The organism is Nibribacter koreensis, assembly GCF_039541795.1.
GTDB classification, from domain to species: domain Bacteria; phylum Bacteroidota; class Bacteroidia; order Cytophagales; family Hymenobacteraceae; genus Nibribacter; species Nibribacter koreensis.
This window is the reverse complement of sequence record NZ_BAABGX010000003.1, coordinates 703,845-727,002: the sequence shown is the minus strand read 5'-3', so window position 1 is coordinate 727,002 and position 23,158 is coordinate 703,845. Positions and strand designations below refer to the sequence as shown.

General features: G+C 50.7%; 19 protein-coding genes. 10 read left to right on the top strand and 9 right to left on the bottom strand.

Annotated elements, in window-relative coordinates:
* The first annotated feature begins 80 nt into the window (after positions 1-80).
* Positions 81-293: an exodeoxyribonuclease VII small subunit gene (gene xseB, locus ABD880_RS18455; RefSeq protein WP_066504955.1), complete on the top strand. Its 213-nt coding sequence runs from the start codon at positions 81-83 to the stop codon at positions 291-293.
* Positions 294-387: 94 nt separating this feature from the next.
* Here xseB and ABD880_RS18450 read toward each other — a convergent pair whose 3' ends face one another.
* On the bottom strand, positions 388-1,599 hold the full coding sequence (locus ABD880_RS18450) for a S8 family peptidase (RefSeq protein WP_345169518.1): 1,212 nt from the start codon (positions 1,597-1,599) through the stop codon (positions 388-390).
* A 263-nt stretch (positions 1,600-1,862) separates the two neighbouring features.
* Between ABD880_RS18450 and ABD880_RS18445 the strand changes: the two genes are divergently transcribed.
* Together ABD880_RS18445 and ABD880_RS18440 are read left to right on the top strand one after the other, a co-directional pair.
* Positions 1,863-2,624, top strand: a complete 762-nt coding sequence (locus ABD880_RS18445) for a peptidylprolyl isomerase (RefSeq protein WP_345169515.1) — start codon at positions 1,863-1,865, stop codon at positions 2,622-2,624.
* 76 nt (positions 2,625-2,700) lie between these two features.
* Positions 2,701-3,099: a hypothetical protein gene (locus ABD880_RS18440; protein WP_345169512.1), complete on the top strand. Its 399-nt coding sequence runs from the start codon at positions 2,701-2,703 to the stop codon at positions 3,097-3,099.
* A 95-nt stretch (positions 3,100-3,194) separates the two neighbouring features.
* On the opposite strand, the gene ABD880_RS18435 is transcribed toward ABD880_RS18440, so the two are convergent.
* The 4 genes from ABD880_RS18435 to ABD880_RS18420 all read right to left on the bottom strand — a co-directional run bounded on the left by ABD880_RS18435 (position 3,195) and on the right by ABD880_RS18420 (position 7,831).
* A complete protein-coding gene (locus ABD880_RS18435; RefSeq protein ID WP_345169510.1) occupies positions 3,195-5,294 on the bottom strand; it encodes a M13 family metallopeptidase in 2,100 nt (699 codons plus the stop codon).
* 130 nt (positions 5,295-5,424) lie between these two features.
* Entirely contained in the window at positions 5,425-6,363 is a 939-nt protein-coding gene (locus tag ABD880_RS18430) for a YihY/virulence factor BrkB family protein (protein ID WP_345169507.1), read from the bottom strand.
* Positions 6,364-6,424: 61 nt separating this feature from the next.
* A complete protein-coding gene (locus tag ABD880_RS18425; protein WP_345169504.1) occupies positions 6,425-7,471 on the bottom strand; it encodes a hypothetical protein in 1,047 nt (348 codons plus the stop codon).
* 6 nt (positions 7,472-7,477) lie between these two features.
* Positions 7,478-7,831 (bottom strand): MGMT family protein, encoded by a 354-nt coding sequence (locus ABD880_RS18420; RefSeq protein WP_345169501.1) that lies wholly within the window; start codon positions 7,829-7,831, stop codon positions 7,478-7,480.
* Between the two features lie 484 nt (positions 7,832-8,315).
* On the opposite strand from ABD880_RS18420, the gene ABD880_RS18415 reads away from it, so the two are divergent.
* The 3 genes from ABD880_RS18415 to ABD880_RS18405 are packed head-to-tail and all read left to right on the top strand — an operon-like array spanning position 8,316 to position 13,896.
* Entirely contained in the window at positions 8,316-9,437 is a 1,122-nt protein-coding gene (locus ABD880_RS18415; protein WP_345169499.1) for an efflux RND transporter periplasmic adaptor subunit, read from the top strand.
* A gap of 18 nt (positions 9,438-9,455) precedes the next feature.
* Complete coding sequence (locus tag ABD880_RS18410; protein WP_345169496.1) at positions 9,456-12,554, top strand: efflux RND transporter permease subunit; 3,099 nt, start codon at positions 9,456-9,458, stop codon at positions 12,552-12,554.
* Positions 12,555-12,576: 22 nt separating this feature from the next.
* The gene (locus ABD880_RS18405; RefSeq protein ID WP_345169494.1) at positions 12,577-13,896 is read left to right on the top strand and encodes a TolC family protein; all 1,320 of its coding nucleotides are present in this window, start codon (positions 12,577-12,579) and stop codon (positions 13,894-13,896) included.
* Between the two features lie 95 nt (positions 13,897-13,991).
* Here the strand turns inward: ABD880_RS18405 and ABD880_RS18400 are convergent, their stop codons facing one another.
* Together ABD880_RS18400 and ABD880_RS18395 are read right to left on the bottom strand one after the other, a co-directional pair.
* Complete coding sequence (locus tag ABD880_RS18400; protein ID WP_345169491.1) at positions 13,992-14,507, bottom strand: acyl-CoA thioesterase; 516 nt, start codon at positions 14,505-14,507, stop codon at positions 13,992-13,994.
* A gap of 36 nt (positions 14,508-14,543) precedes the next feature.
* Positions 14,544-15,155 carry a TetR/AcrR family transcriptional regulator gene (locus ABD880_RS18395; RefSeq protein WP_345169488.1) on the bottom strand — a complete coding sequence of 204 codons (612 nt, stop codon included), beginning with the start codon at positions 15,153-15,155 and terminating at the stop codon, positions 14,544-14,546.
* A gap of 315 nt (positions 15,156-15,470) precedes the next feature.
* Here ABD880_RS18395 and ABD880_RS18390 point away from each other — a divergent pair, with 315 nt between their 5' ends.
* Both ABD880_RS18390 and ABD880_RS18385 read left to right on the top strand, forming a co-directional pair.
* Complete coding sequence (locus ABD880_RS18390; protein WP_345169486.1) at positions 15,471-17,285, top strand: hypothetical protein; 1,815 nt, start codon at positions 15,471-15,473, stop codon at positions 17,283-17,285.
* A complete protein-coding gene (locus ABD880_RS18385) occupies positions 17,286-17,738 on the top strand; it encodes a 6-pyruvoyl trahydropterin synthase family protein (RefSeq protein WP_345169485.1) in 453 nt (150 codons plus the stop codon).
* Positions 17,739-17,844: 106 nt separating this feature from the next.
* Here the strand turns inward: ABD880_RS18385 and ABD880_RS18380 are convergent, their stop codons facing one another.
* Positions 17,845-18,237: a response regulator gene (locus ABD880_RS18380; RefSeq protein WP_345169482.1), complete on the bottom strand. Its 393-nt coding sequence runs from the start codon at positions 18,235-18,237 to the stop codon at positions 17,845-17,847.
* A 6-nt stretch (positions 18,238-18,243) separates the two neighbouring features.
* Positions 18,244-19,413, bottom strand: a complete 1,170-nt coding sequence (locus ABD880_RS18375; RefSeq protein WP_345169479.1) for a sensor histidine kinase — start codon at positions 19,411-19,413, stop codon at positions 18,244-18,246.
* A gap of 1,031 nt (positions 19,414-20,444) precedes the next feature.
* Here ABD880_RS18375 and ABD880_RS18370 point away from each other — a divergent pair.
* Positions 20,445-20,744: a hypothetical protein gene (locus tag ABD880_RS18370; RefSeq protein WP_345169476.1), complete on the top strand. Its 300-nt coding sequence runs from the start codon at positions 20,445-20,447 to the stop codon at positions 20,742-20,744.
* 202 nt (positions 20,745-20,946) lie between these two features.
* Complete coding sequence (locus ABD880_RS18365) at positions 20,947-23,157, top strand: PAS domain-containing sensor histidine kinase (RefSeq protein ID WP_345169474.1); 2,211 nt, start codon at positions 20,947-20,949, stop codon at positions 23,155-23,157.
* Position 23,158 lies beyond the last annotated feature (1 nt).

Below are 23,158 nucleotides of genomic sequence, written 5' to 3'. Positions count from 1 at the left end.
TGGCTGGGACACAGACCAAGAACTCTATCCATCATTCTTAATTTCTAATTTCTAATTTAGAATTTCTAATTAGAAAGAACATGAGCACCTTAACGTATAAGCAAGCCACCCAGGAGTTAGAGGCCATCTTAAAGGCCATTGAGAATGATGATGTAGACGTGGATGAACTGACCCAGAAGGTACAGCGCTCCTCAGAACTCATCAAGCTGTGCAAGCAGAAACTGCGCACCGCCGAAGACGCCATCAACCAGGTCTTCAAAGACATCAACTGCGAAACTCCAGAGACAGAGTAAACTCCGTTTTTGGCCTATTTTTGGCAAATCTGCCCAAAAACGAAAAAGGGTAGCCACGCAAGTGGCTACCCTTTTTCTGCTCTAAGAAATCAAATTATAAATGGATAATAGGATCGGCTTTGCCGTCTGGGTCACCTTTCACGTAGCCACTGATAGTGGGTTTACCACCCGTCATGAGCATAACCCCGGCCGCATGCGGCGTAGCCATGGACGTGCCACTGATGGTGTTGTAGCCGCCAGACTTCCAGGTTGATTTAGTACCCACGCCTGGGGCGCACCAGTCTACGTGCGTACCGTAGTTAGAGAAGGATGCCCAGGTGTCTGAGCTGTTCATGGCAGAGATGGTGTAGATGTTGGCACCTTCGGCGCGGGCCGGTGAGTGGTTGTTGGCGTCATCAGACTCATTGCCGGCGGCCAGGCAGAAGATGATGCCTCCTTTGGCGGCATTCACTACGGCATTGTCTAAGGTGGTAGAAACACCGCCACCCAAACTCATGTTGGCCACATCGCCGGCTTTACCGGTATTGGCCACGTACTCAATACCGGCAATGACGCCAGAGGTAGAGCCGCTGCCTCTTGAGTTCAAGACTTTTACCGCTACCACGGTGGCATTATAGGCCACGCCAATCACGCCTATGGTGTTGTTTTTGGCGGCAATGGTGCCCGCTACGTGTGAACCGTGTCCATTGCCGTCATCTGCGCTACTAGCGTCTGGGCCAGAGGTAATGAAAGTGCGGCTGCGGGCTACGTCTACGTTCAGGTCTGGGTGGTCCAGGTCAATACCGGAGTCAATGACCCACGCGACTTTACCGGTGCCGTCCCCAAATCCAACTCGGGTAATGCCGTAAGGGGTTTCCTGATTTGGCTGGGCCGAACCGCCGCCGCCTGGTTTACCCAGACTGATGATCTTGTCCTGCTCAATGTACGCCACCCGTGGATCGCGGCGAAGCTTCTCTACCTCGGCCTCAGACAAATCAGCTGAGAAACCTTCTATTACTTTGCCGTAGGCATGGCCCAACGCGTTCTCAGAAATGCCGCGCTCGCGCAGAATCTGCTTGCCTTGGCTGCGCATCTGGTTTTGACGCTGAGCATACGTAGCTTGCTCCGGCATGCGGCGGGCGTTGTCCTTCTTTAAAACCACAATGTACTTGCCGGCAATGGGCTCTCCTTGCACAGAGGCTTCTGCGCTTACATCAACCGGTGAAACAGCCTCTTCCGTAGATTCGCAACTCTGGAACGTGAAAGCCAGAATGGCGGCACCTAACACTAATCTGGCGGGGGACGCAAATGTGAAGTTCTTTTTCATACTCAAAGACGTTTGTTTGAAAGATGGATTGTTTGAAAGCGTTGCACTTGGTTAAATGCAGTTCCAATCTAAGGAAAACATAATCCAAATGACACCCCAAAAACACGTATCTTTAATTTATTTCACTCGTACACAATACGTTGCGTTTTAAAACATGCCTTCCCTCGCATAAAAACCCCCTTGCTCCCCTCCTGCTTTTCTTGTCTTAGAACCCTGTAATTGCTAGCTTTGATGATAGGTCATTTCTAGTTCTTTGTTGGGTTATGCGCACATGTTTTCTTCGGTCTGCTTCTTTCACTGCCCTCTTATTAGGGTGCGTGTTTTCTTTTTCTGGCTGTCAGGAGAAGGCGCCAGAAACAGCGGCTGCCGCCACGCCTAAACCGTACACACCCACGCTGCTCAACCAGGCAGAAGCCGTAGACACCCTCACCGCCTACGGCCAGAAATTTCCGCATGACACCTTGGTCCTCATTCAAACCTCAAAAGGCGATATTAAAGTGCGCTTGTTCAAAGACACGCCGCTGCACCGCGCCAACTTTGTGCGGCTGGCCCATTATGGGTTCTTTGATAAGACGGTCTTCTTTAGGGTAGAGAAAGGTTTTATGATACAAGGCGGCAGAACAGACCAGCCCAACATGAAGATTGGCGGCTATGACATACCCCAGGAGATACGGCCGCACTACTACCACAAGCGCGGTGTGCTGGGCATGGCCCGTTACGGAGACGAGGAAAACCCGGAGCGCATGTCTTCTGCCCGCGACTTTTACATTGTGCAGGGCCACCCCCTTTCCCCCGAAGAACTAGCGGCCAACATCCAGGAATTTAAATTGAACCTCAGCCCCGAACAAAAAGAGGTGTACAGAACCCAGGGCGGCGCGCCAAACTTGGACGGCAGGTTCACTATCTTCGGGGAGGTGATAGAGGGCATGCACGTGGTAGACAGCATTGCCAACGTGCCCGTAGACAAACAGCAGAACTGGCCCCTTACAGACGTGACCATGAAGGTGCGGGTGATCCGGCAGTAAACAACAACCTTAGTAGAAGCCCCCAAGTATTGCAACAGAACTTTAAAGTAGTCTTCACCGGTTCCTGCCTACGCTCATGAAGCATATTCAACTCCTGTCCACTGAGTGCCTTACCCTAGAGTATAACGCCGTTGACGACTTTCTCATCAGTCACTGGAAAGGCGAGTTGTCTACCCAAGACATAAAGCAGGGCTATGAGAGCATCATCCTGCATTTAAAGAAGAACTTCTGCCATAAGTTATTAGACGACCACAAAGACGTGCGCGGCCTGTGGGCAGACCTGGCAGACTGGGTGGCCCATGACTGGTACCCCCGCGCCAAAGCTGCCGGCCTGGAGTACCACGCCTGCATTTTCTCTACCAGCACCTTTAGCCGCTTATCTACTGAGAAAGCCATTGAGATGATGAAAGAGACGGGCATCGCGCAAGGCTTTGAGGATGAGATGGCCGCAGAGAACTGGTTGAAGTCATTATAACTTCTTTTGTTTATCAAAATAGCTAACACAAAAAACGCCTCTCATTCCTGAGAGGCGTTTTTTGCTTGTTTTCTGGGAAATAGGCCAAAAACGGCTTACCAGATGTGGACGCGTTCGGCTTCGGGGCGGTACATTTTGTTGCCTGGGCCGCAGTTAAAGGCTTTGTAGAACTGCGGCATGTTAGACAGCGGGCCGTTGATTCTGAACGTGGCCGGCGAATGCGGGTCGGTCTGCACCTGCTGGCGCAGGAAGCTCTCCGTGGCATTGGTGCGCCAAATCTGGGCCCAGGCTAGGAAGAAGCGCTGCTCTGGCGTGAAACCGTCAATCTTGCCCACGTTCTTATTGGCGATGGCTTTTTGCAAAGCCGTGAAGGCGATGTTCAAGCCCCCAATGTCGGCTATGTTTTCGCCCATGGTCAGTTTACCGTTCACAAAGACGCTGTCCAGGGGTTGCATGGCGCTGAACTGGCGGTCTACTAAATCGGTGCGCTCCTTAAACTTGGCTTTGTCCTCGGCGGTCCACCAGTCGCGCAGGTTGCCTTGCGGGTCATACTGGCTTCCCTGGTCGTCAAAACCGTGGGTCAGTTCATGGCCAATCACCGCGCCCATGCCGCCGTAGTTCACGGCATCATCTGCCTTGGGGTCAAAGAACGGCGGTTGCAGGATACCGGCCGGGAACACAATCTCATTCATGCTGGGGTTGTAGTAGGCGTTCACGGTTGGCGGGGTCATGCCCCACTCCATGCGGTCCACTGGCTTGCCTAGCTTAGAGGTGTTCTCATAGAAGCGCCACTGGTTGGCGTTCATTACATTTTTTACATAAGAAGTACGGTCTACGTTCAGGCCCTTGTAGTCTTTCCATTTATCTGGGTAGCCAATCTTGACGGCAAACGCGTTGAGTTTGGCCATGGCCTGCGTCTTGGTAGCTTCGCTCATCCAGTCCAGATTTTTCACGTGCTCCTGAAAAGCGGCGCGCAGGTTGTTCACCATTTCCAGGGCTTTGGCTTTGGCTTCGGGGCTGAAGGTCTTGTCTACGTAGGCTTGGCCCAGGGCTTCGCCGATGTTGCGGTCCGTTACACCCAAGACCCGTTTCCAGCGGGGTTGCATGGTTTTGGCACCGCTCAGGAATTTACTGTAGAAGTTGAAATTCTCCTGCACGAAGGCCTGCGGCAGGTACGCGGCATAGCTACGGGCCAGGTTCCAGCGAAGGTAGTTCTTCCAGTCAGAGATAGGTACTGCCGTCAACATGGCACTGGCCTCCTTGAAAAACTCGGGCTGACCCACTACTACTTCTTGGGCACTGCCCACGCTCATGTTTTTAAGCAAAGTAGGCCAATTGAAATTAGGTGCCAGGTTTTGCAGTTGGGCAATGGTCATCTTGTTGTAAGTAGCATGCGGATCGCGCTGTTGCACGCGGGTCATGGAGGCCTTGGCCATACGGGTTTCCATAGCCATGATAGAAGCCGCGTTTTTAGCCGCCGTGGCAGGGTTGTCGCCCAATAGTTGTAGCATGCTGGCCACGTGCTTCTGGTATTCGTCTCTAATGTTTTTAGAGCGGACGTCTGTGTTCAGGTAATAGTCACGGTCTGGCAGGCCTAAGCCGCCCTGATACAGGTTCACCACGTTCTGGGTGCTGTTCTTGTCGTCCTGGCCCACGCCCATGCTGAACAGTCCGCCGGTGCCAATGGTCTTAAGGTAGGCGATGGTCTGCATGAGAGATGCTTTGTCCCTGATGCCGTTAATGCGCGTCAGTTCGGTTCTAAGCGCCGACAAACCGGTTTTCTCAATGGCGGCAGAATCCATGCCGGCGGCGTAAAAGTCACCCACCAGTTGAATGCTGGAACCCTTAGGCGCATTGGTGCTGGCCACCGCCGCATTCACCACCGCCCGCAACGTAGCGTTGTTCTGGTCTGCCAACTCATTGAAACTTCCCCAACGGCTTTCTGATGAGGGAATGGGATTGTTCTTCAGCCAGCCACCGTTAGCATACTGGTTAAAGTCCTCGCACGGCGAAATGGAGCGGTCCAGGTTTTCCATTTTCAGGCCTATGCCCGGCACGTTGGGTTCTGCCTCTACGGCCACTGCCGTTTCTGAGGCAGGGGTAGTGGTCTGACTAACAGTAGCCGATTTACTGCAACCTGCCGCCATCACCCCGGTAAGGGCGGTGGCTAGCCATAGCATGTCTGTTTTTTTCATATGGATAGGATGTTAAGCATGAAAGAAAAAGCGGGCGTTTCCCGCTGGTAAGCTGTATATACCACATATACGGTTTTCTGGCCGGCATGTGTCAAAACGTCGTTTTTGGCCTGTTTCCCAGAAAATAGCCCTAAAACGGCGCATGGTCCGTCTCCCTAACTTCATAGAACGTGGCGAAGTGTTTAGGGAAAAACGGCAGTTCCATTGCCTGGGCATACACCTTGGTAAAGGCCGCGCCAAAGAACAAAATCATGGCAGAATAAAAGATGAACAGCAACAGCACCACCACTGACCCTGAGGTGGAATACAGAGACCCTAGTCCGCTGTTCACGAGCAGTTGCCCCAGAATCAGTTTGCCCAGTAGAAACAAGAAGGCCGTAAGGGCCGCTCCTACCCATAAGGCCCGCCTGTCTATGTAGGCGTAAGGCAGAAACTTAAAGATGATGGCAAACCACATGGTCTCAATCACAAACCCCACCACCTTGTTGGCCACTTGCATAAGATGTAGTTGAAAATGCTTATCCCAGAGCACGTAATGGTCATTGAGAAACGTAAAGCCGGCGTCCATGGACAGCGTGGCCAGAAACAGAATGCCGCTGGAAAAGATGATGAGCAAGGCCCTTAACCGGTTCTTGACTGCGCCTTTCAAGTGTCTGGATCCCTTGGCGCGCACACTCCAAAGCTGGTTGATGGAGTTCTGCACCACCCCGAAGAGCGTGGTAGCCACAAACGTCAGGAACAGGAAACTGAATGCCGCGGCCCAACCGCTACCCTGCAAATTGAGGAAATTGATTAAGATAAGCTCCACCTGACTGGCCACGTTTTCGCCTACCACCTCGGTCATTTTATGGAATAGCTCCCCTGTAATCAAAGCATTGCTGAAGATGGTACCCAGCGCCGAGATGAGCAGAATCAAAATGGGCGGTAACGCAAACAAGGTAAAGAAGGCTGTGGAAGAAGCCAGGCGCAGCGGATCGTTTTGCTTGAAGAGCAGGAACGCTTCTTTGATAAGCTTTAAAAAGGCTTGAACTCTGGATAGCAAGGTGGGCGAGGGTAATCGTGTAATCATCTGGGGGCAATACGTAAACAGCCGTTTTTAGGCTGATTTCTGGAAAAGAGGCGGAAAACGGCTACCGGTGGCGGGCCATGACTTTCAGTTGCAAACGTACAATGTCACCCATGGACTTGCATTGCAGAAAGGCCTCATTATTATGGTGTTTGGCCAGCTCTGTTTTTAATTGCTTCACTTTTTCTGGGGTAGAAATGGTGTCCTTGCGCATGCAGTCTACTAGATCCTTGAGGCGGTAGCGGTCAGAGCGAAGGCGTCTGAAGAGCAAAGTGCGTTCCTCGTTTTGGTACTGCTTGATGGTCTCGGCGGGAAGCCACTCGGTGCAGAGGGCCACAATGGGGTTATTCTCTTTGAAGAACTGCGGCAGGTACATGGTCTTACGGCCTTCGTAGCACTCCTGGTCAAAGTCAATGGGGCGTACGCGGTACTGCTCCTCCTCAAAGTCTGGGGTAATGTCAATGACGTAGTTATAGGAGCGCATATCACCCAGCAAGACAGAGAAGCACCGCTCATTGAACTTGACAAACTCCTTGGCTATGCGCACTTTGTTGAGCGTGGGCCGGTCTAGGTAGTTCTTGATGAACTCATCCCCGGGTATGCCGGCAATGTGCTCTTCAATCAAAGAATCACCGTGTACTAAATAGCTGATGCGGTTAGGCGACAGAATGTGCTCCAGTTCCAGGCCATATACCCGGGACGCGTCTGCCTTCTTGAAGTAGAAGTAGTCAAAGTTGTCATTGAGCAGGTTCACCACCCGTATCCTGAACGGGTTTGAATTCCCGAAGGAACAGTAATCCACCCGCTCTACTGAAAGATGCTCCATCACGCTTACGTCGCCATCGGTTTTGAGCTGGACGTAGATGCGCGTGAGGCCGTCAAAGATTTCCTGCATCTGTCCCTGGTCATAGATCACAGACTCCCAGAGCGTGTCTTTGCCGTGGCGGTCATACAAAGGATAGGACTCCACGTAGCGCATCATGTCCTGATAGGTGACGGGCAAAGGAGCTTCACGGTCATATTCGCGCAGGTATTTGCGCAAGCGTTCCTGTATGGGGTAGAAATGCTTTTTCTTGGAGATGTTGTTGAGGTTGTTAGAGTCTACTTCCATAAAAGTTTACAGCAGTTCTTTGGCCGGGTCCCAGAAACGCGTGGCAAAGTCCACCACCTGGTCGTCCTTTACTTGTACGCCTTCTTTTTCCAGACTTTCCTGCATGCCGTTGGGGTTGTCAAAATGCTGTTTGCCGGTAAGCATGCCATTGCGGTTGACCACGCGGTACGCCGGAATGCCGTGTTGCGCATGCGAGGCAATCAAGGCCCAGCCCACCATTCTGGCAGAGCCTTTAGCACCCAGATACGCCGCAATGGCGCCGTAAGAAGTCACCCGCCCCGGCGGAATGAGCTTGACCACGTCATACACGTCCTGAAAAAAGTTGGTTCTGCGCTGGGCGGCATCTGATGGTAATGGCATAAGTTGCGTGTTTGAGGGCTAATTACGTAAATTTCAAGACGCAGGAGAATAGGAATATTTTATTAGCCTGGTTAAACCTTGCGTCGCCATTGTTGTCTATACAGTAATTGCAGGCCCAAACACAATAATTCATGATACAGCCGTTGAGTTGTAGTGGACGTGTAGTGGCTCCGCAATGAATTAAACGCATATAGCCCCCAATCTTTGCGCTATGAAAAAGACTTTTTCTTCTCCTACCCCGCTAAAACTTGGGGTTTTGCCTAAACTGGCATACCAGTTACTTTCTTCTTGGCGGGGAGGCGCAGCACTACTTTTCCTGTTTTCTTTGCATCGGCATACCTAAACGCTTTAAGGGAGAAGTTTCCTGCAAGGAACCAGGCCCCATACGCGGCGTGTTGCCTACCATTGTCCAGTATTGAATCTTTACACCATAACCTACGCAAAGCACTGGCTTTGACCTACCTATTACACTCTTTATTACCATATGAAAATTAAACACATCGTCTACACGCTTCTCATTCTGGGTTTTGGAGCCTTGGTATTTTATAGGATTTCGGCAAACAAAGAAGTAGCGGCGGGTGGACCCGGTGGTGGGCCAGGCGGCGGAAAACCCGGCGCTGGCGGACCGGGCGGAAAAGGTGGTCCTGGAGGCGGTGGCGGCATGCCTATGCGCGTGAGTGGCATAGTGGTCACGCCTACAGCATTTGCCAACTCACTGGCAGTAACCGGCTCCATTGAGGCCAATGAACAGATAGAAATTAGAGGACAGGTTTCTGGCTTGGTGCGTAGCATTTCTTTTAACGAAGGAAGCAACGTGAGCAAAGGCCAGACCTTGGTGAAGATTGACGATTCTGAGCTACGTGCGCAACTGGCCCAGGCCCAGACCAGACGCTCGCTCACCGCAGAGAATGAGCGCAGAGCCCGTCTCTTGCTAGAGAAGGAAGCCATTAGCCGCGAAGAATATGACGTAGCCCGCGCCGATTTAAGAACCGCGCAGGCCCAGATCCAACTCATTCAGGCCCAGATTGCCAAGACCACCATCAAAGCGCCTTTCTCAGGTAAGGTTGGTCTGCGTTCCATCTCAGTGGGTTCTTTCCTGTCGCCAGAAACGGTGGTAGCCAACCTATTGAGCACCAACCCTGTCAAAATCACGTTTGCGGTGCCCGAGAAATATTCCAACTCCGTAAAAACCAATACACAAATTGAATTTACCGTGGCGGGTTCTAATGAGAAGTATACGGCCACCGTGTACGCTATTGAGCCAGGCATTGAGGCCGCTACCCGCACCCTGCAACTGCGCGCCAGAGCCAGCAACCCTAACGGAGAGCTTCGTCCTGGCTCTTTTGCCAACGTGACGTTGCCTTTGACCACTATCAATGATGCCATCCTTATCCCTACAGAAGCAGTAGTGCCAGTGCAGAACGGTAAAAAAGTATTTGTCTCTGAAGGTGGCAAAGCCAAGGAAGTAATGATTGAAACCTCTACCCGTACTGAGAAAGACCTCCTGGTTACCTCTGGCTTAAGTGCAGGTGATACTGTCTTGACTACTGGGGTAATGTCCTTGAAAGCTGGAAGCCCCGTGCGCGTTGCCTTGCCAAAGAACTAAAAGATTGAAGATTAGCATATGAGTTTATCCACCACCAGTATTAAACGGCCGGTTTTCACCATCGTGCTCAACTTGCTCCTCATGTTGTTTGGGGTGATTGGGTACACGTTTTTGGGCGTACGTGAGTACCCGTCCATTGACCCGGCCATTGTCTCTGTGCGTACCAGCTACTCTGGTGCCAACTCAGACATCATTGAATCCCAGATCACAGAGCCGCTGGAGAAGGCCATCAACTCTATTGACGGCATCAGAAACATATCGTCTTCCAGTAACCAGGGGTCCAGCAACATCAACATTGAGTTCAACCTGGAGAAAGACCTGGAAGAAGCCGCCAATGACGTACGGGACAAAGTCTCCCAGGCCGTAAGAAGCCTACCCGAAGACATTGACTCGCCGCCGGTGGTTTCTAAGGCAGATGCTGACTCTGAACCTATCATCACCATGACAGTGCGCAGCTCCACGCGGGACGCGCTACAGTTATCTGACTACGCCGAAAACGTGATCTCCCAGCGCTTGCAAACCATTCCGGGCGTAAGTAGTATCCAGATCTGGGGACAGAAACGCTATGCCATGCGCCTGTGGCTGGACCCTATGAAACTGGCCTCGTATGGCTTGACCGTCTCTGATGTGCGCACCGCCTTGAACCGCCAGAACGTAGAATTGCCAACTGGTAAAGTATCTGGTAGTAATACAGAATTGACGGTGCGTACTTTGGGCAACTTGTCTAACCAAGAGCAGTTCAACAACCTCATTATCTCCTCCACCGGTGGTTCCATCACCCGTTTCAGTGACATCGGTCGCGCCGAATTAGGCCCTGAGAACCTGGAAACCAAGATGACCGAGTCTGGAGTGCCGATGGTGGGGATGGCCATTATTCCGCAACCCGGTACCAACTACTTAGAGATAGCCGGAAACTTCTATGACCAGTTTGAGAAGTTGAAGCAAGACCTGCCCAAGGACTTCCAACTGGACATTGTGATGGATAATACGGTCTTCATCAAAAAGTCCGTGATTGAAGTGGCTGAGACTATCTTAATTGCCTTGATTCTGGTAATCATCATCATCTATTTGTTCTTCAGAGACTGGGGCATTGCCTTCAGGCCGTTGATAGACATACCGGTGTCCTTGATTGCCACTTTCTTTATCATGTACCTGGCAGGCTTCTCCATCAATGTCTTGACCTTGCTCGCCATTGTACTGGCTACCGGTTTGGTGGTAGATGACGGTATTGTGGTAACAGAGAACATCTACAAAAAGGTAGAGGAGGGCATGTCGCCTATTGAGGCCGCCATCAAAGGCTCCAATGAAATCTTCATGGCGGTTATCTCCATTTCCATCACGCTGGCCGCGGTGTTCTTACCTGTAATCTTCTTAGAGGGCTTTGTAGGCCGACTGTTTAGGGAGTTTGGGGTGGTGATTGGCGCAGCGGTCTTGATTTCTGCCTTCGTGTCTTTGACCTTGACGCCTATGCTGAACGCCTACTTGATGAAAGGCGGAGAGCAACGCAAGTCTAAATTCTATAACTGGTCAGAGCCGTTCTTCCAGCGCATGAACGCAGGCTACGGCGAGGCCCTGGCCGGTTTCATGAAGCGCAAATGGTTGAGCTTCCCTATCATTTTTGCGTGTCTGGCCATTACGGCGTTCTTCTACACCATCTTGCAGAAAGAGACCGCCCCATATGATGACAGAAGCATGCTTCGCGTGTCGGCCACGGCCCCAGAAGGTGCGTCTTATGAGTACATGGACCGCTTCATGCAAGAGTTGACAGCCTTGGTTGATGACTCTATTCCAGAAAAGCAGGTGAACCTGGTGATTACCTCTCCTGGCTTCGGCTCTAGCTCTGTGAACAGCGGTATGATGCGTATAGCCTTAAAACCGTCAGAGGATAGAGAGCGCTCCCAGAAAGAGATTGCCGACCACCTGACCAAGCTGACGAAAAAATACCCAGAGGCGCGTACCAACGTGATTCAACAGCCAACCATCTCGGTGAACAGACGCGGTGGGCAGCCCATCCAGTACATCATTCAAGCGCCTAACTTTGAGAAGTTGCAGGAGAAAATCCCGCAGTTCATGGACGCCGTGAGCCAGGACCCAACGTTTACGCAGTCAGACGTAAACCTCAAGTTCAACAAGCCTGAGATCAACATCACCATTGATCGCGAGAAAGCGCAAAGCCTGGGGATTTCAGTGATTGACGTGGCCCAGACCTTGCAGCTGTCCTTGAGCGGTCAGCGCTTTGGCTACTTCTTGATGAACGGCCGTCAGTACCAAGTAATGGGCCAGTTTGACCGTCAGGATAGAGACGACCCAATGGACTTGACCTCCCTGTTTGTGCGCAGTTCCACTGGCCAGTTGATTCAGTTAGACAACTTAGTGACCATGGAAGAGCGTAGCAGCCCGCCGCAGTTGTACCACAATAACCGCTACTTGTCCGCCACCGTGTCTGCGGGTCTGGCCCCGGGTAAAAGTATTGGCGATGGCATTGAGGCCATGGACGCTATCAAGGAAAAAGTCTTAGATGAAAGCTTCTCTACGGACCTGGGCGGTGAGTCCAGAGACTTCGTGGAAAGTGGTTCCAATACCATGTTCGCCTTCGGGTTGGCCTTGTTGTTGATCTATTTGATTCTGGCCGCTCAGTTTGAAAGCTTCATTGATCCGTTCATCATCATCTTGACCGTTCCTATGGCGGTAGCCGGGGCAATGTTGTCGTTGTGGTTGTTCGGGCAGACCTGGAACATCTTCAGTCAGATTGGGACCATCATGCTCATAGGGCTGGTGACCAAGAACGGTATCTTGATTGTGGAATTTGCCAACCAACTAAGGGAGGAAGGCAAACCCAAGATGGAAGCCATTCTGGAAGCCTCTGAAGCGCGTTTGCGTCCTATCTTGATGACCAGTTTGGCCATTGCCCTGGGCGCCTTGCCTATTGCCATGGCCATGGGTGCAGCCGCGCAAAGCCGCATGGGCATGGGGATTGTGATTGTGGGCGGCACCATCTTCTCATTGGTGCTTACCCTGTTCATCATTCCGGCCATCTACGCCATGTGGTCCAAAGAGCGCAAGCACCATCCAGAGTTTGATCATATTGAAGAATATGAGAAAGCCGTTGCCCATTAATTTTTGAATGATATCCTCCTACATGACACTATATAAGAAAGGTGCTTTTGTGCTGGCCCTGCTCCTCAGTTTTCTGGGGGCAGGCCAGGCCAAAGCCCAGGAACTCCTCACCTTAGAAGAAGCCGTAAAGATTGCCTTGGAACGCAACTTTAACATCAAGCTTTCTAGCAATGACATCAAGATCGCTGAAAACAACGTAAGCCGCGGCAACGCGGGCATGTTACCGGCCGTCAATGCCACCATCACCAACAACAACACCATCCAGAACAGCTCACAGACCCGGGCAGACGGCCAGGTGAACGAGGTGAATTGGGGCCAGGGCTCAACCCTGAATTATGGTGTGGGCTTAAACTGGACCGTGTTTGACGGCTTTGCCATGTTTGCCCGCTATGAGCAGTTGCAGGAACTACAGAAACTAGGCGAAGCTAATCTGCAGCAGACAGTTCTCACCACCGTGGGCGATGTGATGGCTACCTACTTTGAACTTGCCCAACAGCAAGCCCAGCTGAAGGCGTTTGACACGGCCACCGTCATTTCCAGACTACGCGTAACCACCGCCCGCAACCGCTTTGAGATTGGCAAGGCTGCCCGCCTGGAACTATTGAACGCGCAGGTTGACTTTAACACAGACACTACGAACTTACTACGCCAGCAAAACCTCTACCGCAACACGCAGATCAGGCTCAACCAGATTATGGCGCGGGACGTGAACACCACGTTTAGAGTAGAGGATAACTTCAATATAGACGATCAGCTAACCTTAGGTCAACTGTCCACCCTGGCGCAGGAGCAAAACCCCAGCGTGAAAGCGGCCATCTTGAATAGACGCGTGGCAGAGTTGCAAGCCCAACAAGTACGCGCCGCTCGCTTGCCCACTATCAACGTGAACACCGGCTATAATTTCAACCGAAACAGGTCTGCCTTGGGCTTTAGCACCTTGTCTACCGGCAATGGCTTAAACTACGGCGTGTCGGCCTCGGTGCCTATTTTCAATGGGTTTAACCAACGTAGAAACGAGCAGAACGCCAACGTGCTCATCAACAGTGCTCAGTTACAGATTGAACAGATCAACCAAGACGTAACGGCACAATTGGCTTCGGCGTACCAGACGTATTTGACTAATTTGACCTTGGTACGACTGGAGGAAAACAACCAACGCATCGCTCGTCAGAACCTGGACATCACGCTAGAGAAATACCGCTTGGGGAGCATCACCACCGTGGAGGTACGGGACGCCCAGTTGAATTACGTGAATGCCACCGTGCGCTACAGCAACGCCCAGTACCAGGCCAAGCTAGGCGAGATTGGGTTAAAAGAGATTGCCGGCAACCTGACACTGTAAAAAACAGACCACCGTTTTTAGCTTATTTCCCAGAAAACAGACCAAAAACGAAGCACCATAAAAAAAGCACCTGCGGTCTGGCAGGTGCTTTTTTGTTATTTGGCTATGGGTTGGTGTTGGCTCCTGAGTTGCTTGACGCGTTCTTCAAACACCTCTGAGGTTTCTTCTTTGCAGACTACCTCTTCAAACAATTGCATCAGTTCTGGCTCATGCGTGGCTCTGGCGGTTTTACGCACGTCTATGTACACGAACTTGGTCCACAGCACCGACTTCAAGACCTCCTTTTTCTCATCTAGCATCAGGTGCTCCACCAGCATGCTGGTATCTGACACCCTTATGATGCTGGTCTGGATGGTCACCAACTCACGCACCACCGCCGGGTGCAGGTATACAATCTGGTTCTGTCCCACTACCCACGCACGGCCGGTTTTCCGGAAGAAGGCATGGATGTCTAAGCCGTAGGCCTCTTCTACCTGGTCTTCGCGGGCGTTCTGGAAGTAGTTGAGAAAGGCGCTGTTGTTAAGGTGGCCAAAGGGATCACAATGGTCAAACCTGATGCGGGTCTGGCTTTCTAGAATAACGGGTCTGGGGGAAGTAGCTTCTTTTATCATGCTTGTATCTGTATTTCGGTTCATTTAGTTTATTCGTTAGAAATCTCCTAGCTCCTGTTGTAGACATCGCTCCAATTGGCGCAAAACCGTTTGCAATGGCTTGGAGTCATTGTAGGCCTTGCCCAGCAGAATGCCGCCCTCTACCGTGGCCACAAAAAAGGTGGCAAGGTCTTGTGCGTTAGCCGATGCCTTGAAATGTCCCTGTGCTTTGCCCAATTCAATCAGTTTGTAGACGCCTTTGTGCAGTCGGTTGAGAACCAGGATGACGCGGGCGTGCAGAGCCGGTTGGTTGTCATCTGCCTCTACTACCGTGTTGAGCACCGGGCATCCGCCTGCCAATACAGGTTTGCTGAGGTAGGTATGGTAGAACTGCAACAAGGCCCTAAGTCGTTGCCCGGCGTGCGCATAAGGGGCCATGGCCTCTCCTACTTTGTCAATCAAGATCTGGGCGGCATATTCAAAGGCTTCTACGGCCAATTCTTCTTTACTAGCGAAGTGCCCGTACAGGCATCCTTTGGTCACGCCCGTGGCCTCTATCAAGTCCTGATAAGACGTGCCGGCAAAGCCTTTTAAGTTAAACAGCACCGCCGCCTGCTCAATGATGCGCTGACGCGTTTGTTCGGCTTTGGGAGTAAGTGGCGCTTTCATGAAGGCAAAATAAACCAATTGGTTTATTTTATCCAAATCTTATTTTCACCCTCTCTTCTTAAGCAGCAAGGCCAGAATCCTCTAAGAACCGTTTTTGGCCTATTTTCCAGAAAACAAGCCAAAAACGATCAGGTCATATTATTTAAGACGAGATAGTCTTCTGTAAGCTCTAACCGGTTCATATCAAATCCAGACTATTTTGCAATGACGATCATCACTCGCAGAGGTCTTTATCATCCTCCCTTCACAGCCTGCCGGCAGAGTACCTTGCGCACAGCTTCTTGTCTATTTGAATCTACATTGCCCTATAGAACCATGGTCTCTACTTCTTCTCCGCATACTTTCCACATTCCGGTCATGGGATTGGCTTTTTCCATAGATTCTCCTTTAAAAGTAGCCCGCTACGGCATCTCGTCGGTGCTGTCTTTGGCTGATGACAAGCTGTTGGAAGACATGCGCCAGTACTATGCGGCCCTTTACCAGAAACCGTATACACCCATCACAGACAAGCAGGAAGACTACCGCGCCAAGCGCGTGACGGCTTATCTAAATTTGGTGGATGAGCTGGTGCAGGAGCAGTTGCAGAAAGTGAAACAAGAAGAATTTGCCCCTGGCACGCAGTTAACCAAGTACTTTGAGTTGTTGCCAGACGCATCGGCGTTGCGCGTGTTGTACCAACAGATGCTCCAGACCACAGATGAGCCCTACCGCCAGTTTCTGCAAGACCAACTGCGCGAAGCCCTGGTACCCGGCAGCATTGACGTCAACATCATGACCAAGGTGGATAAGACCAATTACGCGCCAGACGGCACGGCCCTACCCTCAGAATACTCTGACGCGCTGGCGGCCTTGCGCGGATTTGCCTTAAGCACCGTACGGTCTTCCATTGTCTTTTCGGCGGGTATGAACCCCAGGCTGTACAGCTACTTAGAGCAGTTCCCTTGTTTTTTACCTACTCCAGAAGGTGAGTTTGAGAAGCAGGTCATCATCAAGGTGAGTGATTACCGGTCGGCGGCGGTGCAAGGCAAGATCTTGGCCAAGAAAGGCGTCTGGGTGTCTGAGTTCAGGATAGAGTCTGGACTCAACTGCGGAGGTCACGCATTTGCCACGGATGGCTTATTGTTGGGACCAATTTTAGAGGAATTCAAAACCAACCGCAGCGCCTTGCAGTTAGAACTCTGGGCCATGTGCCAGCAGGCGCTTTCTAACAAAGGAATCATCCTCCCCTCAGAAGCACCTCAGCAAAGGATCACGGTGCAGGGAGGTATTGGCACGGCGGCAGAGCATACGTTTCTTTTAGAGCATTACGGCTTAAACGCCACCGGCTGGGGAACCCCTTTTTTACTGGTTCCCGAGGCCAGCACCGTAGACGCCACTACCTTGACCCAGTTGTCGCAGGCCCGTGCTGAGGACCTGTACCTGAGCCCTATTTCGCCGCTGGGCGTACCGTTCAATGCCTTGCGCGGCACCACCAGTGAGCAACTCACCAACGTCCGCATAGACAAAGACAAACCCGGCAGCCCCTGCATTAAAAAACATCTGGTGTCTAACACCGAGTTTGGCGAAGAGCCGTTGTGCACGGCCTCCAGAAAATACCAGCGCCGCAAGCTGGAACAGTTACAGAATGAAGCATTGGCTCCCGCCCAGTTTGAGCGCGAAAAAGCCAAGGTGTTGGCCAAAGAGTGCTTGTGCGAAGGACTTGCCAACACCGCTTCTATTCTTTACAACCTGGGCAAAAAGGTGATTCACAAACCCGTGGCCATCTGCCCCGGCCCTAACCTGGCTTTCTTCTCGGGCATCTTCAAGCTTCAAGAGATGGTGGACCATATCTACGGAAGGTTCAACGCCCTCAACCAGACCTACCGGCCGCATATGTTCATCAATGAGCTCAAGCTGTACATTGACTACTGGAAGAACAAGAAGGCCGAACAACTGGAATCCTTAACCGACAAGCAGGAAAAATACCTGCAGACCTTCTGGCAGAACCTGCAACAGGGCATCCAGTACTACAAGCAACTGCTGCCTAACTTGTTTACTGCCGAGGAATTAGAATGCCGCGTGGTCATGCTGGAAGAACTTTTAGAAGCCGAAGACCAGTTACTGGAGGCCGCTTTAGTGCGCGTTCATTAAATGGCCAACTGGATCAGACTTACCCGGCGGTTTACGTTTGAGACGGCGCACGCGCTGGCGCATTATGACGGCGCCTGCCGGCACGTTCACGGCCATTCGTACAAACTAGAGGTGACGGTTCTGGGACAGCCTTTGCAAGAGGAACGGCACCCTAAGAACGGCATGGTAATGGACTTCGGGGATTTGAAGTTGATGGTACAGGAACGGGTATTACAGGTGTTTGACCATGCCTTGATTTTGCCAAAAGACAGCCCTGCCAGCTTGGTGGCTGCGCTGCAAGAACATGGCCATAAGTTGCTCCTCCCTGACTGGCAACCCACCTGCGAGAACATGCTCTTGCACATCAAAGACCAGTTGCAACCGCATCTGCCCCAGCGTATTACCCTGCACAGCCTCAAACTCTGGGAAACCGAAAACGCCTACGGCGAATGGTACGCTTCTGACAACGAGTAATTGCCAAGCTACCTTGGTCATTTTTGGCCTGTTTCCCAGAAAACAGGCCAAAAACGACTACAGGTTAGATTGCTCCCATCTAAGGATGAACTATGAGTGATGTTCTCTATCGTCTAAGGGATTCGGCTAAAATTACTTGTATGTCTTCGGGCACAATGGGCTTATGCAACAAGTCTGTCACAAGGGGGTAGTCTTTCATGCGCAAGGAGTCTGTATAGTCCAGAGAAGACGTTAAGATATAGATGCGGCATTTGTTGGCCAGTTGCGGCTCATAGGGCTTGATGCTTTCCAGAAACTCCCACCCGTTCATGCCGGGCATGTTCAAGTCCAGGAAAATCACCTCTGGGCTCTCCTTTCTGCTTGTCTCTCCTATGAGTTGTTCCAAGGCTTTCTCGGCGCACAGAAACGTATGGATGTCATCAGAAAAATTCTCCAGGCGCAGGGTTTGGGCAGTGATGAAGGTACTGATGTGGTCATCATCAATTAGATACGTCTTCATGCCTTTTTAACCTAAGTACATGGTAAAAGTGGTACCCACCTCCAGGGTGCTGTCAATCTCAATGGTTCCGCCCAAGGATTCTACGTGCGTCTTTACCAGGAACAGTCCAATTCCGCGCCCCTCTATGTTTCTATGGAACCGCTTGTACAAGGTAAATACGTCTTCGCGCACCTTGTTCAAGTCCATGCCGGAGCCGTTGTCTGAAAAAGTGAATACGGTCTCCCCCTTGGTTCCTGGTTGGCACTGGATGTTTACGTGCAAGGGCCGCTCCTTTGAACGGTATTTAATGGCATTGGAGAGCAGGTTGTAGACGATGCTGTAGAGATACGCCTTCTTGGCCGGCAGGGTATAGTCTTTAGGAATGCTCACCTGCACGGTACCGCCGCAGTTCTGCAAGGACTCCTGCAAACTGGAGATGACCTGCTGGCAGACCTCGGCCAGACGAACCGGCTCTTTTTCAACGGTGTCTTGGTTGTCCCTGATGGAAAGAATCAGGTTAACGTCTTTGATAATGGTATCTAGTTGAAAGATAGAAGACCTTACCTGAGTCAGCATAGGGTCAAAGCCTGCGTCTTCTTTTTTTAGGCGCGTGAGCAGGTTGGAAAGCCCCAGGGCATTGGCCACAGGCCCCCGCAGGTTGTGTGACACAATATAGGTAAACTGCTGTAAGTCACGGGTCTGCCTGTATAAGTCTTCTGTGAGTTTGACCAACGCCAGCTCCTCTTTCTTCTTGGCAGTGACATCCCGTAATGCGGCTACAAACTGCTCCATCGGGTCATCATTGTTCATTAAAGGTGTTATCTCCAAAGCCCACCAGATAACCTGCTGGCTGTTGAGTATAACGGATAGCTCAGTTGTAACAGAGCTACCCTGCTTAACCAACGCTTCAGTTTTGAGGAGTTCGTCTTGGTCTGCCCCGGCCGCCTTAAGCACCCCGAAGAAGTTCTGAGCTACTACCTCTGGTGCTACTAAGTTGGTCATGTGCCGGAAATTGTCATTCACCCATTGAATACGGCCATCTTGGGTAAGCAAGGCCAAGCCCTGCGCAAGATGCATGGCCACCAGGGTGGCTGGCCCCACAGAAACTGTCATCTCTGGAACATGGGGCGCTGGATGTAAGGCAATAACAGATGAATCATGGGCAACAGGTACTTTGGGGGATTTTTGTAGTGTCATGGATACGTGTTACATGCGTATGTCCTGCATTTAAATAAAAGGTTTTTGCGTTTTTAAGTACATGGTTGCCTATAAAAAGAAACCGTTGAAATAAAGAAATCTGAAACAAGTTGCGAGGCCCTGGCCCTTCCTTAGGGACAAAGCAAAACCCCTGTCCTCATCTCTATTACGCAGGTCACAATGGAAAGAACAAGCCCAGCAAGGCAGGCGTGAATAGGAAACAACATAGCAACAGGGCAATCATCATTTTCAAAAAAGCGCTACCTTATTTTTCTTCTATTCCATTCCCATGACCCCTTCCACCACCGGCAAACTTTCCATCTTAAACAATAGCTATTTATCACTTTCTAGATTTTATAACAAATTAGGAAGCACGTTTCAGTTATAATTACAACATTACCCTATAAAAATGCAGACAAAGGCTTGCATAAGGCACATTCAGTGGCATCTACCACTACATTAAACTGGCTTAATTTTGCACATTACCCACACACTAGATTTACTCTTAAGACAAGCGCATGGTAATAAGCCATGTAATATGCTCCATTACCAAGATTTAACCACAGTGTTTGCTGCTAGCATGTTATTAGTTAAGAACAAAATGAGCACCTTTTCTCAAAGAATAAGGACCATGTAGACAATCCTTTTCCTATTTTTTTGCCCTACAAATGCATATTTCCGTTTTTGGCCTGTTTCCTGAAAACTAAGCCGAAAACGGAAATATGCAACCTTAACAAAACCACTCCCATTTCATCACAGCCTATTACGCACTTTTAAATGCTATTATTTGTACTATTTCTAAGAAACAAGCTGCAACACCATTTATCCACCTCACCAACTCTCTTACTTGGTTCATATTTTCAACGTTCTCTATGCCAGCAATTAAAATATGAACTTTAATCACTAATTTTACCTTCCCTCAAGATAAGTAAACCTGTGCTTAGTGGTTTGAGAAACGATTGTCTCACAGCAATGGGGCCTTAGTGCCCCCAAGGGAAGGTTATAAACTATTTTTTGTTGGAAGGAAACGCGTGGACGCAGAATATTTACTTGAGGCTTTGTACCAGTTGTTTTCTGAGTTCTGTGAAGCATATGATGCCACGCATTACCCTGTCCCTGACCTGGAGCTCTACATTGATGAATCTGTTACGCTGCTGGAGAACTGGCTTCTGCTCAGACCTCAGGACAGTAAACTCACCCGCCGTACCTGGGCCATCCTTAAACTTGCCTTGCAGCACGCCAAAAAGCTATCTCCAGAAGAAGCCAAAGAGCATCTGGCTAGAGAGGCCAGTGTAACGCTGGAGCTGTTTCTGCAATTAAGAAGCTCTTAACAAGTACCTTTTTATACACCCTACCCACTCTGTTCGCGTCTGGTGCTCTTTCTACTGAACATCAAAATCCTGCCAATGAAAGCCACAATCTTCTTTAAGCGTACTAGATATGTAACAAGTATTCTCTAAATTGGAACAACTACACCGTCACTTATTCTATCCTACATTATATAGCATATTCTATCCAACATAAGCAGCTCAGATGAAGTCATCTTCCCCCATTGCTCATTTAGAGAAACTTAGCAGACATTCCAGAGACATTCTTTGCACCATAGACCACGTAGGCCACATTCTTTTTGTGAATGAAGCGGTCTCTTTATTGTTGGGCTATCAACCGCAGCAGGTCACAGGATCCTTGTTTACTCAATATCTGCCCTTACCAGATGTTGACGCAGCCACCCAGGCCTTGGCGTCGCTTAAGGCAGCCGAAGACTCAAGCGCGCCCAACCCTTCCACCTTTGAAAACCGAGTGCTCCATGCTACCGGTCAGCCGGTACTTATAGAGTGGGCTGCCTCCTGGTCCTTAGATGATAACTGTTTTTACTGCGTGGGCAGGCACATAAACGGGCGACAGAAGCAGAGACACGCTTTTCAAGAAAAGGAAAAGGTCTATCAGGCGCTGGCTCAGCAAGGAACAGACATGCTGGCCTTGTTAGATGAAAACGCAGTCTTCACGTACAGCGGCGGCTCTACGGCCAAACTGCTGGGGTATGAACCACATGACTTGATTGGCAAAAGCGTCTTTCATATTCTGCATGAAGAAGACGCTCCCAGGGCCCAGGAAGTGCTTACCCAGTTAGCCACCTCCAAACAAGCCATAAGGGTCTCTGACTTGCGCATTAAAACCAAACACGGCGACTATAAATGGCTGGAAACCACCGCCAGCAACCAGCTGGCCACTCCGCATGTTAACGGCCTGGTTCTTACCTCTAGAGACGTGACAGAGCGCGTGCTTACCAGGCTGCAGCTACAGGAGCGCGAACAGCACTTTAGGTCCTTGTTTGAGAACAGCCCAGAGATGATCATCTTTGAGAACCCCAAGGGGATCATCCTTGACGCCAACCCTTCTTTCTTAAACTACTTCTCTCTAAGAAAACCTACCATTGTGGGCACTGTCTTGGCCGCTTACTTGCCAGAGGCCACCGCTGCTGCGTGTCATGCCAGTTTACAAGAAGCACTGCAAGGCAAAACCGTATCCATTACCCTACAGGTAGAGATAGAACTCATGGGGCATCGGGTGTTTGAGGTCTCCAAAATACCTGTGGTCACCCAGCAGAAAACCACGGGCGTCTACTCTATTTTAAAAGATGTTACAGAGCGGGTACGGGCCAGCCAAGAATTGGAGAAACTCTCCTTGGTGGCTAGCAAAACCAGCAACGGCATTGTCATCATGGACGCCCAAGGGCAGATTGAATGGGTCAACGATGGCTTTACCAACATCAACGGCTACACCTTAGCCGAAGTGAAAGGCAGACGACCCAATGATTTCTTTCATGGCCCCAACACAGATCCAGAGACCAGAAAACGCATTTTTGCCGGCTACCGCTCCGGCCAGCCGTTCAGGGAAGAAATCCTGAACTACAAAAAGTCTGGCGAAGAGTTCTGGGTGAAGATAGACGTGACCCCGGTTAAGAATGAAGAAGGCCAGGTAATCAGGTTCATTGCCATTCAGACGGACGTCACGTACCGCAAAGAGGCAGAAAAAGAACAACTGCTGCTCACCCGTGAGCTGTATGAGCAAAACCGCGACCTGCAGCAGTTCACTTACATTGTGTCACACAACCTGCGGGCGCCGGTGGCCAACGCTCTGGGCCTGGCAGCACTGTTGCCGATGGTAGAACGGGATTCTGCCGTCTACACGGCCTCTTTAGCCAACCTGAAGGCAAGCGTGGTGCAGATAGACAGCGTTCTTAAAGACCTTAACCACATCCTGTCCATCAGGGACCATAGAAACACCATGGAGAGGCACAAGGTAAACCTGGCGCAGAAATGCCAGCAGACCGTAGAGAGCTTGCGCGAAACTCTGGAAGCCAGCCATGCCTCTTATACTCTGGACGTACCCGAGGACATGTACGTGCGTGGCAATGAAGCCTACCTCTTCAGTATCTTCTATAACCTGCTAGCCAATTCCATTAAATACCGTTCTCCAGACAGGCGCTTACACGTACAAATCACCGCCCAGCAAAATACCAGAGACGGCGTGACCGTTTCTTTTACAGACAACGGACTGGGCTTTGACGTACAGAAGGCAGGCAACAACGTATTCAAACTCTACAAACGCTTCCATAAGAACGCTGACGGCAAAGGGATTGGCCTCTTTCTAGTCAAAACCCACGTAGAATCCCTGGGCGGCCAGATAGAAGTCCACAGCGAAGTAAACAAAGGCACCACCTTTCTTATTCACCTAAAGTAAC

Excerpts from the sequence above, each read along its gene's own strand:
- xseB (WP_066504955.1), top strand. The coding sequence starts at position 81 with ATGAGCACCTTAACGTATAAGCAAGCCACCCAGGAGTTAGAGGCCATC.
- ABD880_RS18450 (WP_345169518.1), bottom strand. The coding sequence starts at position 1,599 with ATGAAAAAGAACTTCACATTTGCGTCCCCCGCCAGATTAGTGTTAGGT.
- ABD880_RS18445 (WP_345169515.1), top strand. The coding sequence starts at position 1,863 with ATGCGCACATGTTTTCTTCGGTCTGCTTCTTTCACTGCCCTCTTATTA.
- ABD880_RS18440 (WP_345169512.1), top strand. The coding sequence starts at position 2,701 with ATGAAGCATATTCAACTCCTGTCCACTGAGTGCCTTACCCTAGAGTAT.
- ABD880_RS18435 (WP_345169510.1), bottom strand. The coding sequence starts at position 5,294 with ATGAAAAAAACAGACATGCTATGGCTAGCCACCGCCCTTACCGGGGTG.
- ABD880_RS18430 (WP_345169507.1), bottom strand. The coding sequence starts at position 6,363 with ATGATTACACGATTACCCTCGCCCACCTTGCTATCCAGAGTTCAAGCC.
- ABD880_RS18425 (WP_345169504.1), bottom strand. The coding sequence starts at position 7,471 with ATGGAAGTAGACTCTAACAACCTCAACAACATCTCCAAGAAAAAGCAT.
- ABD880_RS18420 (WP_345169501.1), bottom strand. The coding sequence starts at position 7,831 with ATGCCATTACCATCAGATGCCGCCCAGCGCAGAACCAACTTTTTTCAG.
- ABD880_RS18415 (WP_345169499.1), top strand. The coding sequence starts at position 8,316 with ATGAAAATTAAACACATCGTCTACACGCTTCTCATTCTGGGTTTTGGA.
- ABD880_RS18410 (WP_345169496.1), top strand. The coding sequence starts at position 9,456 with ATGAGTTTATCCACCACCAGTATTAAACGGCCGGTTTTCACCATCGTG.
- ABD880_RS18405 (WP_345169494.1), top strand. The coding sequence starts at position 12,577 with ATGACACTATATAAGAAAGGTGCTTTTGTGCTGGCCCTGCTCCTCAGT.
- ABD880_RS18400 (WP_345169491.1), bottom strand. The coding sequence starts at position 14,507 with ATGATAAAAGAAGCTACTTCCCCCAGACCCGTTATTCTAGAAAGCCAG.
- ABD880_RS18395 (WP_345169488.1), bottom strand. The coding sequence starts at position 15,155 with ATGAAAGCGCCACTTACTCCCAAAGCCGAACAAACGCGTCAGCGCATC.
- ABD880_RS18390 (WP_345169486.1), top strand. The coding sequence starts at position 15,471 with ATGGTCTCTACTTCTTCTCCGCATACTTTCCACATTCCGGTCATGGGA.
- ABD880_RS18385 (WP_345169485.1), top strand. The coding sequence starts at position 17,286 with ATGGCCAACTGGATCAGACTTACCCGGCGGTTTACGTTTGAGACGGCG.
- ABD880_RS18380 (WP_345169482.1), bottom strand. The coding sequence starts at position 18,237 with ATGAAGACGTATCTAATTGATGATGACCACATCAGTACCTTCATCACT.
- ABD880_RS18375 (WP_345169479.1), bottom strand. The coding sequence starts at position 19,413 with ATGACACTACAAAAATCCCCCAAAGTACCTGTTGCCCATGATTCATCT.
- ABD880_RS18365 (WP_345169474.1), top strand. The coding sequence starts at position 20,947 with ATGAAGTCATCTTCCCCCATTGCTCATTTAGAGAAACTTAGCAGACAT.